The sequence below is a fragment of the Rathayibacter agropyri genome (assembly GCF_013249015.1).
Lineage (GTDB): Bacteria > Actinomycetota > Actinomycetes > Actinomycetales > Microbacteriaceae > Rathayibacter > Rathayibacter agropyri.
Genome location: NZ_JABRPL010000001.1, coordinates 477,894 through 495,325, shown reverse-complemented (window position 1 = coordinate 495,325; position 17,432 = coordinate 477,894). Strand labels below are relative to the sequence as shown.

The window sequence follows — 17,432 nt, the reverse complement described above, 5'->3', positions numbered from 1 at the left end:
TGCAGGTACAGTCCTTGGCTTCGACTTCATGTAGCATGCGATCGTGTGGACGCCATGGAGAAAAGTGAAGCAGCCGAAACCCGCCAAGAGCCCTGAGGAGCGCGTGCAACGGTTTCTGGCCGACTACCAGGAGCAGTGGAAGGCCGCCGGCCCCTTGCATGCTCGCGCAGAGCAGCGAGATGAGGTGTTCGAGGTCTTCTTCCCGCAGTGGCGAGACCTGCTGAAGCCGGTGAAGCAGCATCATTTCACCGACACGTCCGCCTGCGAACTCGGCGGAAGCTTTGGCAGCCGGCCTGAGTACGCATCGAAGCCCGAGGAGCACATTCGCTCTGAGACGGACGGTGATACCACTTTTGTGCTTTTCGGGAACGACGACGGCACACACGGACGGTTCCACGAGTACGTTGTGCACGCACAAGACGGAGACTTTAAGATCTTCAACATCGTGGTGCATTACAGCGACCCGGCGCTCCCCTTCGTTGATGCCGCGACCATCGCCACACGACAACGCGATTGCGCAGCAGACGCCGCCCTCATTCCACTGCCGGAGTATGAAGCGTTCATAGACGAGATCCGCAACTTCACGGATCGTGAGGTTTGCGACCCCGATGACGGGGAGGTCACTCAGACCCAGGTCTCCAGAGTCGGAGAACTCACCACCAGCAGTGGTGTGCTCTCGGTGTGGGACTTCGGTTGGGATAACGACGACACCCGCCCACTCGCCCGCACCGTCCCCCCAGGTACCTACCCGGTTGATCGGGTCACCGCGTTCGGTCGCAACGCCGCCGTGCGGGTGCTGTTCAACGACAACCCACCAGTCTCGTGGAACCTCGCCAATCCGGTGGGCGAGGAGAACGATACGGTCGGCGTCGATCATGGATGCATCTGCATAGTCGACTTTGCCGCCTACTCGGCCATGACTCCACGAGACAAGAACACGGCATACGAGGCATTGGACGACGCCACACGGCCAGCGGTCACGCAATTCCCACTCGAGGGGTCAAACATCGGCTTTGCCTGCGACTCCGGGTGGGGCGACGGCTCTTACCCTGTGTACTGGGGCCTTGACACTCATGGGCACATCGCCCAACTCGTCGTTGACTTCTCAGTGCTGGTGAGGGACGACAACGGTCAGCACCGGCACCTCTGATATGGCTGATCGGGTCCCAGATCAGGTAGCTCGGGTGCTATCGGCAGCGTTCAGGACGCGACGAATGGCGTCGACAATCCTGCCCGGATCACATCCGTAGAAGTCGGCACCACTGAAAGGGTTGGCCTCGATCCGACGGAGCCCATCTGGCGGAGTCGCCGCGGTCGCGCCGAGTAGACTGGGCGCCGGGAATCCACCGAACCACCAGACGGAGATGCATGTCCGAGATCACGGCCGACACGGTCGCCCATCTGGCCCAGCTGGCCAGGATCGACCTCACGTCCGACGAGATCCAGGACCTCACGCGGGAACTCGACCAGATCGTCGACTCCGTGCGCGCGGTCCAGGCCGTCGCCACCCCCGAGGTGCCGGCCACCAGCCACCCGATCCCGCTCGAAAACGTGTTCCGCCCCGACGTCGTCGGCGAGACGCTCACGCTCGAGCAGGCGTTGTCGGGAGCGCCCGAGCATGACGGCAGCCGCTTCCAGGTCTCCGCGATCCTGGGGGAGGAGCAGTGAGCGGGCACGGCGACGAGCTCGTCCGCCTGAGCGCCTCCGCGCTCTCGGCGAAGCTGGCCGACGGCTCCGTCTCCTCCGTCGAGGCGACCCGCGCCCACCTCGACCGGATCGCTGCGGTCGACGGCGCCGTCCACGCGTTCCTGCATGTCGCTCGCGAGGGCGCGGTCTCCGCGGCCGAGACAATCGACCGGCGCCGCGCACAAGGGGAGCCGCTGCACCCGCTCGCCGGCGTGCCCCTTGCGGTCAAGGACGTCATCGTCACGAACGACATGCCGACTACCAGCGGCTCCCGGATCCTCGAGGGGTGGCGCCCGCCGTACGACGCAACAGTGATGCGGAAGGTCCGCGAGGCCGGACTCGTGCCGATCGGCAAGACCAACATGGACGAGTTCGCGATGGGCTCGACGACCGAGCGTTCCGCCTACGGCCCCACCCACAACCCGTGGGACCTCGACCGCATCCCCGGCGGCTCCGGCGGTGGCTCCGCTGCGGCCGTCGCGAGCTACGAGGCACCGCTCGCCCTCGGCTCCGACACCGGCGGCTCGATCCGCCAGCCCGCCCACGTCACCGGCACCGTCGGCGTGAAACCGACCTACGGCGGCGTCTCGCGCTACGGAGCGATTGCGCTCGCCTCGAGCCTCGACCAGATCGGCCCGGTCTCGCGAACCGTCCTCGACTCCGCCCTGCTGCACGACGTGATCGCCGGGCACGATCCGCGCGACTCCACCTCGCTCCGCGACTCCTGGCCCTCCTTCGCCGACGCGGTCCGTCGCGCCGACGTAACGGGCGTGCGCATCGGCGTGGTGAAGGAGCTCGACGGCGGCGAGGGCTTCCAGCCCGGCGTGCTGGCCCGCTTCCACGAGGCGCTCGAGATCCTCCAGCGCGCCGGAGCCGAGGTCGTCGAGGTCAGCCTCCCGAGCGTCGAGCACGCGGTCGCCGCGTACTACCTGATCCTCCCTGCGGAGGCCTCCAGCAACCTCGCCAAGTTCGACTCGGTGCGCTTCGGCCTCCGCGTGACGCCGCCTGGCGGCGGCACCGTCGAGCAGGTCATGGCCGCGACTCGCGAGCAGGGCTTCGGCCCCGAGGTCAAGCGCCGGATCATCCTGGGCACCTACGCGCTCTCGGCCGGCTACTACGACGCCTACTACGGCAGCGCCCAGAAGGTCCGGACACTGGTACAGCGCGATTTCGACGCGGCCTTCTCGAGTGTCGACGTCATCGCGTCGCCGACTGCGCCGACCACCGCCTACCGTCTCGGCGAGAAGCTTGGCGACCCGCTGGCGATGTATCGCGGCGACATCGCGACCATCCCGGCGAACCTGGCGGGTATCCCCGGCATCTCCGTTCCCGCGGGCCTCGCTGACGAGGACGGCCTGCCGGTCGGCGTGCAGTTCCTGGCACCTGCCCGCGAAGACGTACGCCTCTACACGGTCGGCGCGGCGCTCGAGGCGCTGCTGGAGGAGAAGTGGGGCCACCCGCTGCTCGCCGAGGCTCCCGACCTGACCCGCTCCGTGCTCTCCGCGACCGAGGAAGGTGCCGTCTGATGGCGTCCGCGCACACGTCCGCCCCCGAGCTGATGGACTACGACGAGGTCTTCGAACGCTTCGAGCCGGTGCTCGGCTTCGAAGTGCACGTCGAACTCAACACGAAGACCAAGATGTTCTCCGACGCACCGAACGAGTTCGGCTCCGAGCCCAACACGAACGTCACCCCGGTCGACCTCGGACTCCCGGGCTCGCTGCCCGTGGTCAATGAGCGGGCGGTGCGCTACTCGATCAGCCTCGGTCTCGCCCTTGGCTGCTCGATCGCGCCGTCCAGCCGCTTCGCTCGGAAGAACTACTTCTACCCCGACCTGGCGAAGAACTACCAGATCTCGCAGTTCGACGAGCCCATCGCCTTCGAGGGCACGGTCGAGATCGAGCTAGCCGACGGATCGCTCGTGCAGATTCCGATCGAGCGCGCGCACATGGAGGAGGACGCGGGCAAGCTCACGCACGTCGGCGGTTCTACCGGCCGCATCCAGGGCGCCGAGTACTCCCTTGTCGACTACAACCGCGCGGGTGTCCCGCTTGTCGAGATCGTCACGAAGCCGATCTACGGCGCCGGGAAGAGTGCCCCGGAGTATGCGAAAGCGTACGTCGCGACGATCCGGGACATCGTGCTCGCCCTCGGCATCTCGGACGCAAAGATGGAGCGCGGCAACCTCCGCTGCGACGCGAACGTCTCGCTCCGCCCGATCGGCCAAGAAAAGCTCGGCACCCGCACCGAGACGAAGAACGTGAACTCGTTGCGCTCGGTTGAGCGCGCCGTGCGCTACGAGATCCAGCGTCAGGCGGCGATTCTCGCCTCCGGAGGCACCATCACGCAGGAGACGCGGCACTGGCACGAGGACACGGGCCGCACCTCAGCGGGGCGCCCCAAGAGCGATGCGGACGACTACCGCTACTTCCCCGAGCCTGACCTGCTTCCGGTCGTGCCGAGCCCCGAACTGATCGAGGAGCTGCGGGCCGCGCTTCCCGAGAAGCCGGCCGACCGTCGCCGCCGGCTCAAGGTCGAGTGGAGCTTCACCGACCTCGAGTTCCAGGACGTCGCCAACAGCGGCTTGCTGGTCGAGATCGCCGACACGGTCGCTGCCGGTGCGACTCCGCAGGCGGCCCGAAAATGGTGGACCGGCGAGATCGCCCGACTGGCGAACGCGGCGGGCGAGGATCCGACCGCGCTGGTCACACCCGTCCAGGTCGCCGAACTCGCGGGTTTGATCGACAGTGGAACGCTCACGGACCGACTTGCCCGCGAGGTGCTCCAGGGCGTCATCGCTGGTGAGGGTTCGCCGAGGCAGGTTGTCGATGCCCGCGGGCTCGCGGTCGTGTCAGACGACGGCGCCCTGATCGAGGCGATCGACGCGGCGCTGGCGTCGCAGCCCGACGTGCTCGCGAAGATTCGCGACGGCAAAGTGCAGGCCGCGGGAGCCGTCATTGGAGCAGTGATGAAGGCGATGAAGGGCCAGGCGGACGCATCCCGTGTGCGCGAGCTGGTTCTGGAGCGCGCGGCCGGTTGAACGGAAACGGTAACCGAAATGGGCGAACCTGGTCGAGTTCCCACACGGCTGGAACTGCCGGCGGGTGCGTTCCTGCGTCCGCTGGTCTCGAGCGACGCCGACCTGCTGCATGCGGTCATCGGCGAGCAGCGTCCCTGGCTGGCGGCGCTCCTGCACCCTGATGACCCATCCGCGTTGCCGTCTGCCTCGCTCGGGGATGACGTGCGAGCGCTCCTGCGCCTGGAGGAGGAAGCGCGCTCGGGCCGGGCTCACGTGTTCCTGCTCGTCGGCGACGACTGGACTCAGGCGCTCGGTGCGTTGAGCGTCCGCCCGGGCGGCGAAGACTCTGCCGCGGCCTCGTGGTGGGTCGTCCCGGGCCTCCGCGGATCCCGGATTGAGGAGGAGTTCGACGCTTACTCGCGCCGCTGGCTCCAGCAGCACTGGCCGTTCGAGACGGTGACCACTCCCGACAACCACAGTGATGATCCCGCCGCTCTGGCCGGAGCGAACCTCGTGCCGCTCGTCCCCGCGACTCCGGAGCCGACCGTGCTGCCGGAGCCGGACCGCGACTCTGCGGCGGCCCTCTGGGCGGAGTACGGTGCCGTCGTCCCGTCACTCGGCGCGACCCTCCCACCGGTTGAGTCATTCGGCGACAGCACGGCGATGGCCGACGAGTTGCTCGGCCTGGTGCGGCGCGGAGTGAAGACGGCCACCGCCTCCCTCGCCGACGACGCCCCGATGCCCTGCGCGGGTCAGCACTGGATCGTCTGCGATGGGTCGGGAGCGGCGCGCCTCGTGCTGCTGACCGAGCACGTCCGGATCGGCCCGCTCGAGTCCGTCGACGAGGACTTCGCCTGGGCAGAGGGCGAGGGGGACCGCTCCCGCGCGTCGTGGCTCGAGGGGCACCGCCACTACTTCGCCCGAGTGTCGCCCGACGGCATCGGCGACATCGTCTTCGAGCGCTTCCGTGTGGTGTGGCCGAAGCAGGAGGCGGAGCGATCTGCCGCCTTTGCCCGCTCGATCGGTGGCTCCCTGCCCGCCGAACTCCACGGTTTGCCCCTACCCGACTAGGGGGTTTCCCGGATGCCGCATCCAGGCGGCCTAGGAGAGGCTGGAGGTATGGCTACTCTCGTGCGCCCCCGTCGGGGCAGGATCATTGCCGGCGTCTGTGCCGGTCTCGCCCGCCGTTTCGGTTGGAGCCCCTTCGTGGTGCGGCTCCTTTTCGTGCTCTCGTGTTTGCTCCCCGGGCCGCAGATCATCGCCTATCTCGTGATGTGGTTGGTCATCCCGAAGCAGCGGTGACGCGCTGCCGCTCCGTGTCCACCTTCGGCTCGCACAACCGTTCGCGGCACGCCGAATGACACCCGTTCGGGGAGCCACCACGATCCTGCGAGCCGGAGCAACGAAGAGGGCCTACGGTGGGCCCTGCGCCCGATGACGAGGCGCTGAGGAGGAGATCATGGGATTCCTGGACCGACTGCTCGGCCGCGACGAGCAGCCCGAGAACGCTCGCCGAGCCGACTACGCACCACCCCGGGCCGGTGACCGCCGGCCCGAGTACGGCACGCCACCCGCTGCCTCACCGCGCAGCGACGACGAGAGGGCCATCGAACGCTACCGCTACCTGCTCCGCACCGCACCGCCGGAGGCGATCGAGCAGGTCCACCGCGAAGCTTTCGAGCAGCTGACTCCCGAGCAGCGGCAGCAGGTCTTCCGCGAACTGAGCCAGGGAGCACCCGCGGGCGACGCGCCCCAGGACGATGACCCGCGCACGCTGGCGCAGTCGGCGACCCGCAGCGAACTGCGCCAGCCCGGCTTCATGGAGCGGCGATTCGCAGGCGGAGGCGGGATGGGCTTTGGCGGCATGCTCGCCTCCTCGATGCTCGGCACCATCGCAGGCTTCGCCATCGGCTCGGCCATCGCGGGTGCTTTCCTGCCCGACGCGGGCGGCGACTACGCCTCGGGCGACGGCGACGCAGCGGCGGACGGCGGCGGAGAGGCGGGTGGCGCGGACGGTGGCGACTCCGGCGGCTGGGGTGATTCCGGCGGTGGTGACTTTGGCGGCGACTTTGGTGGCGGTGGTGACTTCGGTGGTGGCGACTTCGGCTTCTGACCCCTGATACACGAGCGCCTGTTACACGAGGGCCCGCGACCACCTGCTGGGGTCGTGGGCCCTTCTCGTCGGATCAGTCGCGCTCGGCGAGCATCGCCGCGACCTTGCGGCGCAACACCTTGCCGATCATGCTTCGCGGCAGCTCGTCCACGACGGTGATGCGCTTGGGCACCTTGTAGGGAGTGAGCGCCTCGCGCACCGCGGCGCGGGCCGCCTCGATGTCCAGGTGCGCTCCGGGCTCGAGCACGACGGCGGCTGCCACTGTCTCACCGTTGCGGGCGCCCGGCAGACCCACCACCGCGACCTCGCGGACCGCGGGCAAGCGCAGCAGCACCTCCTCCACCTCGGAGGGGGACACGTTGAAGCCGCCCGTGATGATGAGCTCCTTGATCCGGTCAACGATGCGTACGAAGCCGTCGCCGTCAATCGTCGCGATGTCGCCCGTGCGGAACCAGCCGTCGGTTGTGAAGGCGGCCGCCGTCTCCTCCGGCTTGCGGTGATAGCCACGGAACACCTGCGGACCGCGCACCACAAGCTCGCCCTGCTCGCCCGCTGGCAGCTCGGTGGAGGGGTCGTCCGGATCGACGATTCGCACGTCGGTCCCGGGTAGCGGCAGGCCGACAGTGCCCGCGCGGCGCGTCGGCCCGACCGGATTGGCCATCAGCACCGGCGACGTCTCAGACAGTCCGTAGCCCTCGACCAGCGTGCCGCCCGTCAGCGCCTCGAATGACTCCACCAGCGCGGGATCGAGCGGCATCGCCCCCGAGATCGCGATCTCGATGCCGTGCAGCGAGATGCCGCGCTCCTCGGCCCGCCGGGCCAGACGCTCGGCGATCGGGGGGACGGCGGGCAGGAACGTGGCCGGATGCTTCCGGACGACCTTGAGCACGAGGTCCGGGTCGAACTTCGGGAACAGCACGAGCCTGGCGCCCATGCTCATCGCGAACGTCAGGCACAGCGTCAAGCCGTAGGCGTGGAACATCGGCAGAACAGCGTAAACGACGCAGTCGCCGCGCCGCACCTGCGGCACCCAGGCGCGTGACTGTGCGGCGTTCGCGGTCAGATTCGCATGCGTCAGCTCGGCGCCCTTGGGGGTGCCGGTCGTGCCGCTGGTGTACTGGATGACCGCGAGGTCATCCGCGGTCGGTCGCGGGTGCGCGGCGTCGATCCGGCGGCGCAGGAGCGACTCCCAGTCGATGGCGCCCTGAACCGGACCGGTCAGAGCGGAGCGCGACTCCCGCGCCTTCTTCAGCGGCAGGCGCAGCGCCGCGCGGGTCGGCGCGGGCATTGCACGAGTCAGATTGACGGCGATGACGGTCTCGACCCCCAGGTCGGCCGGCAGATCCTGCACCACGGGCACGACGCGGTTCCAGGCGATGGCGATGCGAGCACCGTGGTCCTCGAACTGGTGGCGAAGCTCCCGCGGGGTGTAGAGCGGATTGTGCTCGACCACGACGGCGCCGAGGCGGAGCACGGCGTAGAAGGCCACGACGTGCTGCGGGCAATTCGGCAGCACCAGGGCGACGGGATCACCCGCGCGCACTCCGAGTCGCCGAAGCCCCTCCGCCGCCCGCTCGATCTGGTCGGCGAGTTGCGAGTAGCTGGTCGAGCGGCCAAAGAATTCCAGGGCGACCCTGTCCGGATAGCGCTCGGCCGAATCGGCGACGATGTCGAGCAGCGAGCCGGTCGGGAGCTCAAGCTGCGTCGGCACGCCGGGCGCGTAGCTGTGGATCCAGGGGTGGGGCGGGTGAGTGCTCACCCGCCCCACTCTAGAAGGCGGGGCGCCACTCAGGCGCCGTCGGCAACCGCCTCGTCGATGGGCGTCGTGCCCGAGACGATCTCCCAGGTCTTGCCGATGGACGTCGGGTGCGCCAGCACCGCGATCACGGTCGCCGCAACGTCGGCGCGGGGGATGTTGCCCTTCTCGACGGAGGTGCCGAGGGTGATCTCGCCGGTGCCCTCGTCCGTGGTCAGTCCTCCCGGGCGGAGGATCGTCCAGTCCAGTCCGGAGTCGCGCAGCGCCGCATCAGCGTCGCGCTTGGCCTCGACGTAGGCCTTCCAGCCCGCCTCTGTGTCCTCGGGCAGCGGTTCGTCGACCCCGATAGCGCTGATCTGCACAAAGTGCTGCACTCCGACGATCGCGGCGGCTTTCTGGCTAAGCACCGAGGCGCCCAGGTCGACGGTCTTCTTGCGGTCCGGGCCGGAGTCGGGGCCGGCGCCGGCCGTGAAGACCATCCCGTCGACGTGGCCGAGCGCCTCGGCGAACGCCTCGGGTGTGCTGTTCTCGAGGTCGTGGACGAGAGGTTCGCTCCCCAATCGGATGATGTCCTCGGCATGGTCGGGATTGCGGATCACTCCGACAGACTCATGACCGGCGTCGTAGAGCAGGTGCAGGATCTGCTGCCCGACCTTGCCGTGAGCTCCGATGACGGCGATACGTGTCATGGATGTTCCTCTCCTCGTCGGGGCGGGTCGCCCCGTGTTCGTGGTGCCTTCCATCCTGCCGTCGACGCGGAGGCGCCTCCCAGACCTTGACGCGCTCAGGCGGCGACTCGGTCGTCCCGCCCTGTGATCGCCAGGAGGCGACTCTGCAGCGGCGCCGTGTCATCAACCGGTACGGGTGCGGCGTAGAGCCCGCTGGCCCGTAGCGTCTCCTCCTGCGGGGCGAACAGCTCCCAAACGGCCGCCACCAGTTCGTCGTCGAGACGCTCGTCGCTGCCGGTCGCTCGGGCGAGGTCCCAGGCGTGCACGGTGACGTCGGCCACCTGCTCCTGGAGCAGTTCGAGCGCGCTCACGGCGTCGCGGCCGAGCTGGAGGACTGCGGCGGGATCAACGGCCCGGGCCGCAGCACGGAGTTGGTCGGTCACGCGCCGCCACTCACTGCGCAGGTCGGCCGCCACGGGCTCGAGGCGGATTGGCGAGTCGTCACCGCCTACGAGGAGCGTGTGGGCGCGCTGCTGCTCGCGGATGACATGCAGGACGAGGGCTCGGGTGTCCCACTCGGTGTCAGGAGTGGGGGCCGACCAGTCCTCGACGGCCGCGAGCCGGATCTCGAAGGCGCGGTGCGCGCGGTCCTGCAGGGCGAGCCAGTGGCTCATCTCGGTGGCGGTGGGGGAGTCGGGCTGCTCGTGCGTCATGGTCTCTCCGGAGCGTCGTGGTGCTCGGCCCAACCGCAGCGCAGCGGTGGCCATTCCCTCCGTCAGTGTCGGAGGTGCGTGCGAGCATAGTCGCGGAGCGGAGGACGGCACGTGAGCAGGCAGGACGCATGAGTAAGCAGGACGCATGAGCAAGCAGGACGGCAGTGGCCGGCAGATCACGGCCGAGTCGCTCGACGACCCCCGCGCCAGCATTCTGCATATCGACATGGATGCGTTCTTTGCCTCGGTCGAACTCCTGGAGCGTCCCGATCTGCGGGGGCGGCCGGTCATCGTCGGGCACCTGGGCGCCCGCTCCGTTGTGACCGCCGCGACCTACGAGGCGCGCCGGTTCGGCGTCAACTCGGCGATGCCGATGGCGGTGGCGCTGCGCCGCTGCCCGCACGCCGTCGTGCTCGAGCCGCACATGGAGCGCTACCGCGAAGCCTCCCGTCGGGTGATGGCGATCTTCGACTCCTTCACCCCGCTGGTCGAGCGTCTCAGCATCGATGAGGCCTTCCTCGACGTCGCCGGGGCACGCCGGATCTCCGGCTCACCGTTCGCCATCGGCACCGAGATCCGTCAGCGCGTCCACGCAGAACTCGGGCTCACCTGCTCCGTCGGCATCGCCAGCACCAAGTTCGTCGCGAAGCTCGCCTCCGGCCGATCCAAACCCGACGGGCTGCTCGTCGTCCCGGCCGACGGCGTCCGCGCGTTCCTTGATCCGCTGCCGGTCAGCGCCCTCTGGGGGGTCGGCGGGAGCACCGAGGAGGCGCTGGTGCGGCGGGGCCTGCGAACCGTCGCGGACGTCGCGATGTCTCCGCTGCCGTCGCTCGTGTCGGTGCTCGGCGAGGCCAGCGGTCGCCGCCTCCACGCGCTCGCGAACGGAGTCGACCCACGGCCGGTCGACACCCGACAGATGGAGAAGAGCGCCGGCCACGAGATCACCTTCGCCGACGATGTCGCCGATTCCGAACTCGTCCGCCGCGAACTGCTGCGCCTCTGCGACAAGGTCGCCGTGCGGATGCGCCGCTCCGGTGTGCGCTGCCGGACGGTCGCCGTAAAGGTCCGCTTCGGCGATTTCACTACACTCACGCGCTCGCGGACGCTCGTCGAGGCGACGGACGTGGCTCGGGTGCTTTTCGAGGCGTCGTCGGCGCTGCTCGAGTCGGCCAATCCGCTACGCCGCCCGGTCCGCCTCATCGGCGTGCGCGGCGAGCAGCTGGTTGAGGCCGACGACGTCGCATTCTCCCTCTGGAGCGACTCCGACGACTGGCGCGATGCCGAACTCGCCGTCGACGGTGTTGCCGCGCGCTTCGGTTCCGGAGCCGTGCGACCGGCCTCGCTGTTGTCGCGCTCCGCGCCCGAGTCTGCGAAGGGCATCGACATCAGCGACACGGTTGCTATGCGGAGCCGATCGTCAGACTGATCGGCCGGTGGTCTGACCCGTTGGGGGGCAGGACCTCGAGGGTCGCCGACGGCACTCCAGCGGCGAGCGCATGGTCGAGCGCCACGAGGGGGAGGAGCGACGGCCACGTCGCCGGGAAGCCGACGCCGCCCGTGCGCACGAGTCCCGCCTCAGCCAGCACCGGGGCCAAGAGGTGGTCGTCGGTCGGAGTGTTGAAGTCGCCGACCACGAGGGTCTTTGCGGATGTGTCATCCTTCAGCGCCGCGGCGAGAGCCGACAGCATGGTGTCGCGCTCCTCGTGGTCGCCCGGGCGGAACGACGCGAGATGCACGACGAACAAACGAGTGCTGCCGACCGGTGTGCCGACATCCACGGCGAGAGCCCGCTCCCAGCCTAGACCGAGATCGAGCGGCTCTTCGCCCGAGAGCGCCGTGCGACTCCAGACACCAACCGTGCTCGACACGAATGAGTAGGGGTACTCGTCGGAGAGTTCGGCGTCGACGGCCTTGCGCGCTGCACCGTCGAGCTCTTGCAGTGCGATGACGTCTGGTCCCCGCGAGGCGAGGGCGGCGGCGAGGCGGTCCGCATCATCGCTCGTCTCGATGTTCTGGCTGATGACGGTGAATGACCCGGAGCGGACTGCGGGCGCGGGGAGCGCGACCGGCAGCACGAGCACTCCGTAGACCATCGCCAGCACGGTCACCGCCGCCGCGGTGCCCCGCGAGCGCAGGCTCACCGCTGCCGCGATGAGAAGGAGGACGGCGAGCCCGGTCCAGGGGATGCCGATCTCGAGCACCGACAGCCAGCCGACGGGGTCGGGGAGCACACGGTGAAACGCCAGGAAGACAGCGAGGAGGAGGGCGACGGTCGCCGTGACCGTCGAGCGCACGGGGCGGCGGCGACGGGCGCGGGAGGGCATCCGACGATTATCCCCGCCCGTTGCAGCCAGGACATGGACGAGACCTGTACGCCCGGCCTGCCGCTTGTCGACGTTGAGCGGCGCGGAGTACCGTCGCAGCATGCCCAACATCGCAGTCTCCCTGGCCGACACCGTCACCACCGCGGGTACCGCGACGATTTACGGCGAGCCCGTCACCGTCGACGGCGTCTCGCTTGTCCCGGTCGCCCTTCGCTGGTTCGGCTTCGGCGGCGGCAGCGGCTCCGAGGACGGTCAGGAGGGTGGCGGCGGAGGTGGCGGGGCCACGATCATCCCGATCGGTGCCTATATCAAGGATGATCTCGGCCTGCGCTTCCAGCCCAATGTCATCTCGGTGCTCGCGGTCGGCATCCCGTTTGTCTGGGTGACCGGCAAGGCGCTCGCGCGAATCATCCGCGCCCTCAAGAAATAGCTCTTCCGAGAAGCTTTTCCGACACAGTGTGCGGGCCCTCCGGCGACGGGGGCCCGTTCCGGATTAGCTGGCGCGTTGCTGGCGCGCAGCGAACCACTTCTTCTTAGTTCGGCCGAAGCCGACGATCAAACGCTCGGCGTCATTCGGCCGCCGCGGGTCGTAGATCACCGCCGCCGGCTCGCCCGCCATCCACGCGTCGCCCCGCCTCTGCGGCGTCTTCACCGCCCGCTTCTCCTCGCCCTCCGCCGTGCGGTAAACAACCAGGAGACGGCCCAGATCCCGCGCGGAATCGCGGTCACCGCGAGCTGGGTCGTGCGCGACGACCCTCGCGGTTACACGCGTCCCGTACGTCAGCAGCTCACGGCGAATACGCCAGCGACGCTGCCAGAGCAGGACCTGCAGGAGCACCAGCAGGAGCACGGCCAGGACGACGACCACTGACCACGACATGACGTCTATGATTACCGACGAACACGGGAGTCCGGTGCACCGGACTGAGAGGAAGGCAGCAGCCTTCGACCGTCGAACCTGATCTGGGTCATGCCAGCGAAGGAACGTTTCGATCTCCTCTTCCAAACCCGTGCCCTCCATTCGCTTCCACGAAAGGGCACGACAGTGCAGAACACGAATGCGCAGAACACCAATGCGCAGAACACGAATGCGCAGGATTCCAGCGCCCGGAAGTCGAGCGCGGCGAAGTCCTCCTCCCTTCCCGCGCCAGTTCGGCGCAACCTCCGCTGGCGGGTCGTCGACATCGTGGTCGCGAGCGTCATCGCTGTCGCGAGCGGCATCGTCTTCTGGGCGTGGGGTCTAGCGATCAACGTCCTCGGCCTGGCCTTCGAGTTTCTTCCCGGCCTCGGTGGTCTGCTCGGGGGTGGCTGGCTCTTCGCCGGCGTGCTCGGCGGATTAATCATCCGCAAGCCCGGCGCAGCGCTCTACACCGAGCTCGTCGCCGCGGCCGTCTCGGCACTGATCGGCACCCAGTGGGGCTTCACCGTGCTGATCTCCGGCCTCGTGCAGGGGCTCGGCGCCGAGATCGTCTTCGCGCTGTTCCTCTACCGCAGCGGACGTCCGCTCGTTGCGATGCTCGCCGGAGCCGGCGCGGGTCTCGCTCTCGCGATCAATGACCTGCTGTCCTACTACGCGGCGAACGACGCCCTCTTCACGACGGTGTACGTCGTCTCGTCGATCGTTTCCGGCGTCGTGCTGGCCGGGCTGCTGTCGTGGTTCGCGGTCCGTGGGCTCGCCGCGTCCGGCGCACTCGACCGTTTCGCCTCGGGTCGTGAGGGACGGACGGTCGAGGGAGTTGGCGCAGGCGTTCGATGAGCGGCGCCTCGGTTCGGGCGCGGGGGTGGAGCTGGCGGCACGCGGGGCGGTCGCAGGCCGCTGTGTCCGGAGTCGACCTCTCGATCGAGCCAGGGGAGAGAATCCTGCTGCTCGGTCCGTCCGGAGCGGGTAAGAGCACACTTCTGCACGCCCTGGCCGGGGTACTCGGCGGCGAGGAGGATGGCGCCGCGTCGGGCGAGCTCGAGCTCGACGGCGCGGCGCCCCTCGCCCGTCGCGGAGTAGCGGGCCTCGTGCTGCAAGATCCGGACACGCAAGCCGTTCTGGCTCGGGTGGGCGATGACGTGGCCTTTGCCTGCGAGAACCTCGGCGTGGCCCGCTCCGAGATCCCGGTCCGCGTCCGCGAGGCGCTCGACGACGTCGGGCTCGCCGTGGCGCTCGATCGCTCTACTTCGGCGCTCTCCGGCGGCCAGAAGCAGCGGCTCGCGCTCGCGGGCGTTCTCGCCATGCGGCCAAGGCTGCTTCTCCTTGATGAACCGACCGCCAACCTCGATCCGAAGGGCGTGAGTGAGGTGCGCGAGGCGGTCGAGCGCACGTGTCAGCGCACCGGAACGACGCTGATCGTCGTCGAGCACCGAGTCGATGTGTGGATCGACCTGGTCGACCGCGTGATCGTCCTTGGTCGCGATGGCAGAGTGGTCGCCGACGGCGCTGGTTCCTTCGTCCTCGATGAGGCGCGAGAGATTCTGCGTGCCTCGGGCGTCTGGCTGCCGGGAGAGGCACCTCAGCGCCGTGCGCCGAGTGCCGTGCCCGCGCTCGCGGCGCTGAGCGTGTGCGACCTGTCAATCGGCAGGCCGGTGCTCGGTCGGCGACGGTCGACGATCGTCGCCTCCGGTCTCGGCCTCACCGTCGACTCGGCACGGGTAACCGCGGTACTCGGGCCCAATGGCGCGGGCAAGTCGACTCTCGCTCTCACCCTGGCTGGCCTTCTCCCGCCGATCGCGGGGCAGGTCCTCGCCTCCGACCTCCTGCGTTCCGGCGCCGCCCCAGAGCCCATCCGCTGGACGTCGGCGCAGCTCGCCGCGCGCATCGCGATGGTGTTTCAAGAGCCGGAGCATCAGTTCCTCGCGGCCCGCGTGAGAGCAGAGCTCACGCTCGGCGCCCGCGACGATGCTGACCGGCGGCGGGCGGACGAACTGCTCGAGCGCCTCGGCCTCGCGCACCTGGCCGACGCGAACCCCTTCACCCTCTCCGGCGGCGAGAAGCGGCGCCTCGCTGTCGCCTCCGCCCTCACTCGAGCCCCGTCCGTCCTCGTGCTCGACGAGCCGACCTTCGGGCAGGACCGGCTGACCTGGGAAGTGCTTGTCGACCTCCTCGCCGAGCAGCGCCACGAGGGCACCGCGGTGGTTGCTGTGACCCACGATGAGGCGCTGGTCACCGCTCTCGCCGACACGGTCGTGACTCTGGGCGCGCGCGAGGCGGTGGCCGGATGACGCTCCTCGAGTCCGTCCCCGCGCGCAGTCGAATTGCCCGAGCCAATCCGGTAGCGAAGCTCCTGGCGAGTCTCGTGATCGCGCTGGCGCTGATTCTCACCGTGGACGTGGTCTCGGCCGCCACGGCCCTTCTCCTGGAGCTGCTCGTCCTGCCGTTCGCCGGGCTCCGTGCGGGAGAACTGCTCAGGCGGACGGCCCCCGTCTGGATCGCTGCGCCGCTGGCGGGCCTCTCCACCGTCCTCTACGGGCGCGACAGCGGAGCTGTCTATGCCGAGTTCCTGATCGTCTCCGTCACCGAGGGGTCGGTCGCCCTCGGCCTCGCCATCGCGCTGCGAGTGCTGGCGATCGGGCTGCCGAGCGTGGTGCTGATCGCGACGACCGACCCGACCGACCTCGCGGACGGCCTCGCCCAAATTCTCCGCTTGCCGTCCCGCTTCGTCCTCGGCGCCCTGGCCGGCATGCGGCTCGTCGGCCTCCTGGTTGATGACTGGCGGACGCTGTCGATGGCGCGTCGGGCTCGCGGAGTCGCGGACGGCCACGGTCCTGCGCAGGCCCTGCGAAGCCTCGCCTCGCGCACCTTCTCGCTGCTCGTTCTCGCCATCCGCCGTGGCAGCCGCCTCGCGACCGCGATGGAGGCGAAGGGCTTCGGCTCCGGCATCCCGCGCACGTGGGCTCGGGAGTCGCGACTCGGCGCGGGCGACGTCCTGCTGATTGCCGGTGGTATCGCTCTCGCGGCCGTCTCGGTCATGGCCGCCGTCCTGACGGGCGCGTGGAGCTTCGTCCTGCATGGCTGAGCCTTCCGCGGGCACTCCGTCGGCACAGGGCTCCACCGCAGGCACGGCCAGGCGGCTCGCTCGGCGCGTCGTCGCCAGGCGGATGCGGACGGTCCTCCTCGACGGGCCGAGCGGCTCGGGCAAGTCGACGTTCGCGCGTGCTCTGCTCGCAGAACTGCTCGCTGTTCCGGGCGCACCCTCGGTCGAGCTCGTGCGGATGGACGACCTCTTCCCCGGCTGGTCAGGACTCGACAGCGCTGCTCGGGCGACCGCACAGGACCTCGTGCGCGCGCACGCGCTCGGCCTCCCGGCGCGCTGGCGGCCCTGGAACTGGGCGGCCGGAACGACCGCTGGCCGCCGCCGCGTCGATGCGTCGCTCCTCCTGCTCGAGGGCTGCGGTGCCGCGAGCGCCGCGGCGCGGAGGCACGCTGGTCTCGTCCTCTGGCTGGAGGCGGACGACGCGCAGCGGAGGAAGCGCGCACTCACGCGCGACGGCGAACTTTTCGCTCCGCACTGGGAGGAGTGGGATCGCGACTTCCGTGCCTACTGCGCGCGGGAACGTCCCCGGGACGGTGCGGACGTCGTGCTCGACACCAGCGACGCCGAGGACTGAGCCTCAGGCCCAGCCGAGCTCGTGCAGGCGCTCGTCGTCGATGCCGTAGAAATGGGCAATCTCGTGCACGAGGGTGACGTGGATCTCGTCGCGGAGCTCGTCAAGGTCGTCGCAGACGGCGAGATGCGGCTCGCGGAACAGCACGATGCGGTCAGGCATTTCACCGAAGCCGTAACGCTCACGCTCCGTGAGCGCGATGCCGTCGTAGATGCCGAGGAGATCGAGCGAGCCGTCCTCCGGTCGGTTTTCGACGACGAACACGACGTTTTCGAGGCCGTCGACCATGTCATCCGGTAGCTGATCGAGTTCGGCAACGACCAGTGCCTCGAAGGCTGCCTCGTCGAGTTCGAGCATCCGGTCGGCCTCTCTGCACGGGGCCACCACGCGAAGAGGCCGGAGTCGAAGAGGCCCGGAGTCGTGGACTCCGAGCCTCTTGCGCTGCATGCACAGCCACTGGGGTGAGTAACGGGGCTCGAACCCGCGACCTCCTAGACCACAACCAGGCGCTCTGCCAACTGAGCTATACCCACCAGGAGCGTGTTTCTCGGGGCGAACCCCGC

At 69.2% G+C, this 17,432-nt stretch carries 19 protein-coding genes, 1 tRNA gene and 1 riboswitch; of the genes, 13 read left to right on the top strand and 7 right to left on the bottom strand.

The annotated features are described in order from the left end of the window. Positions 1–43: 43 nt before the first annotated feature. The 7 genes from HRF29_RS02300 to HRF29_RS02270 all read left to right on the top strand — a co-directional run bounded on the left by HRF29_RS02300 (position 44) and on the right by HRF29_RS02270 (position 6,818). Positions 44–1,150: a DUF4241 domain-containing protein gene (locus tag HRF29_RS02300; RefSeq protein WP_222929574.1), complete on the top strand. Its 1,107-nt coding sequence runs from the start codon at positions 44–46 to the stop codon at positions 1,148–1,150. A 218-nt stretch (positions 1,151–1,368) separates the two neighbouring features. Then, positions 1,369–1,668, top strand: a complete 300-nt coding sequence (gene gatC, locus HRF29_RS02295; RefSeq protein ID WP_173244043.1) for an Asp-tRNA(Asn)/Glu-tRNA(Gln) amidotransferase subunit GatC — start codon at positions 1,369–1,371, stop codon at positions 1,666–1,668. Next, the gene (gene gatA / locus HRF29_RS02290) at positions 1,665–3,212 is read left to right on the top strand and encodes an Asp-tRNA(Asn)/Glu-tRNA(Gln) amidotransferase subunit GatA (RefSeq protein WP_173244040.1); all 1,548 of its coding nucleotides are present in this window, start codon (positions 1,665–1,667) and stop codon (positions 3,210–3,212) included. Before gatC ends, gatA begins: the two co-directional genes overlap by 4 nt. Further along, complete coding sequence (gene gatB, locus HRF29_RS02285; RefSeq protein WP_222929573.1) at positions 3,212–4,726, top strand: Asp-tRNA(Asn)/Glu-tRNA(Gln) amidotransferase subunit GatB; 1,515 nt, start codon at positions 3,212–3,214, stop codon at positions 4,724–4,726. The genes gatA and gatB overlap by 1 nt, the downstream gene beginning before the upstream one ends. 18 nt (positions 4,727–4,744) lie before the next feature. After that, the gene (locus HRF29_RS14645; protein WP_222929572.1) at positions 4,745–5,776 is read left to right on the top strand and encodes an ASCH domain-containing protein; all 1,032 of its coding nucleotides are present in this window, start codon (positions 4,745–4,747) and stop codon (positions 5,774–5,776) included. A 48-nt stretch (positions 5,777–5,824) separates the two neighbouring features. Further along, entirely contained in the window at positions 5,825–6,007 is a 183-nt protein-coding gene (locus tag HRF29_RS02275; protein WP_173244036.1) for a PspC domain-containing protein, read from the top strand. A 157-nt stretch (positions 6,008–6,164) separates the two neighbouring features. Then, on the top strand, positions 6,165–6,818 hold the full coding sequence (locus tag HRF29_RS02270) for a hypothetical protein (RefSeq protein ID WP_173244033.1): 654 nt from the start codon (positions 6,165–6,167) through the stop codon (positions 6,816–6,818). A gap of 73 nt (positions 6,819–6,891) precedes the next feature. Here HRF29_RS02270 and HRF29_RS02265 read toward each other — a convergent pair whose 3' ends face one another. The 3 genes from HRF29_RS02265 to HRF29_RS02255 form a co-directional block, all read right to left on the bottom strand. Further along, the gene (locus HRF29_RS02265; RefSeq protein ID WP_173244031.1) at positions 6,892–8,577 is read right to left on the bottom strand and encodes a long-chain-fatty-acid--CoA ligase; all 1,686 of its coding nucleotides are present in this window, start codon (positions 8,575–8,577) and stop codon (positions 6,892–6,894) included. 29 nt (positions 8,578–8,606) lie between these two features. Continuing rightward, entirely contained in the window at positions 8,607–9,263 is a 657-nt protein-coding gene (locus tag HRF29_RS02260) for an SDR family oxidoreductase (protein ID WP_173244028.1), read from the bottom strand. 95 nt (positions 9,264–9,358) lie between these two features. Then, the gene (locus HRF29_RS02255; protein WP_246226577.1) at positions 9,359–9,955 is read right to left on the bottom strand and encodes a TIGR03086 family metal-binding protein; all 597 of its coding nucleotides are present in this window, start codon (positions 9,953–9,955) and stop codon (positions 9,359–9,361) included. A gap of 145 nt (positions 9,956–10,100) precedes the next feature. On the opposite strand from HRF29_RS02255, the gene dinB reads away from it, so the two are divergent. After that, entirely contained in the window at positions 10,101–11,381 is a 1,281-nt protein-coding gene (gene dinB, locus HRF29_RS02250; protein ID WP_173244026.1) for a DNA polymerase IV, read from the top strand. Here dinB and HRF29_RS02245 read toward each other — a convergent pair. Then, positions 11,356–12,279 (bottom strand): endonuclease/exonuclease/phosphatase family protein, encoded by a 924-nt coding sequence (locus tag HRF29_RS02245; protein ID WP_173244024.1) that lies wholly within the window; start codon positions 12,277–12,279, stop codon positions 11,356–11,358. The two genes, dinB and HRF29_RS02245, sit on opposite strands and share 26 nt — an antisense overlap. Before the next feature lie 100 nt (positions 12,280–12,379). Here HRF29_RS02245 and HRF29_RS02240 point away from each other — a divergent pair, with 100 nt between their 5' ends. Further along, entirely contained in the window at positions 12,380–12,709 is a 330-nt protein-coding gene (locus HRF29_RS02240) for a hypothetical protein (RefSeq protein ID WP_173244022.1), read from the top strand. Between the two features lie 63 nt (positions 12,710–12,772). Here the strand turns inward: HRF29_RS02240 and HRF29_RS02235 are convergent, their stop codons facing one another. Beyond that, complete coding sequence (locus HRF29_RS02235) at positions 12,773–13,159, bottom strand: DUF3592 domain-containing protein (protein ID WP_173244020.1); 387 nt, start codon at positions 13,157–13,159, stop codon at positions 12,773–12,775. 14 nt (positions 13,160–13,173) lie between these two features. Then, positions 13,174–13,281, top strand: a riboswitch (TPP riboswitch). Between the two features lie 43 nt (positions 13,282–13,324). Between HRF29_RS02235 and HRF29_RS02230 the strand changes: the two genes are divergently transcribed. The 4 genes from HRF29_RS02230 to HRF29_RS02215 are packed head-to-tail and all read left to right on the top strand — an operon-like array spanning position 13,325 to position 16,872. Beyond that, positions 13,325–14,035 (top strand): ECF transporter S component, encoded by a 711-nt coding sequence (locus tag HRF29_RS02230; protein WP_343043610.1) that lies wholly within the window; start codon positions 13,325–13,327, stop codon positions 14,033–14,035. After that, the gene (locus HRF29_RS02225; RefSeq protein WP_173244014.1) at positions 14,032–15,486 is read left to right on the top strand and encodes an ABC transporter ATP-binding protein; all 1,455 of its coding nucleotides are present in this window, start codon (positions 14,032–14,034) and stop codon (positions 15,484–15,486) included. Before HRF29_RS02230 ends, HRF29_RS02225 begins: the two co-directional genes overlap by 4 nt. Continuing rightward, a complete protein-coding gene (locus tag HRF29_RS02220; protein ID WP_173244011.1) occupies positions 15,483–16,280 on the top strand; it encodes an energy-coupling factor transporter transmembrane component T family protein in 798 nt (265 codons plus the stop codon). The genes HRF29_RS02225 and HRF29_RS02220 overlap by 4 nt, the downstream gene beginning before the upstream one ends. Then, positions 16,273–16,872 carry an AAA family ATPase gene (locus HRF29_RS02215; RefSeq protein WP_173244008.1) on the top strand — a complete coding sequence of 200 codons (600 nt, stop codon included), beginning with the start codon at positions 16,273–16,275 and terminating at the stop codon, positions 16,870–16,872. The genes HRF29_RS02220 and HRF29_RS02215 overlap by 8 nt, the downstream gene beginning before the upstream one ends. A gap of 3 nt (positions 16,873–16,875) precedes the next feature. Here HRF29_RS02215 and HRF29_RS02210 read toward each other — a convergent pair whose 3' ends face one another. Then, positions 16,876–17,226, bottom strand: coding sequence for a metallopeptidase family protein (locus tag HRF29_RS02210; RefSeq protein ID WP_173244005.1), 351 nt, complete (start codon positions 17,224–17,226; stop codon positions 16,876–16,878). A 100-nt stretch (positions 17,227–17,326) separates the two neighbouring features. Further along, positions 17,327–17,402 (bottom strand) — tRNA-His (locus HRF29_RS02205). Positions 17,403–17,432: the final 30 nt, after the last annotated feature.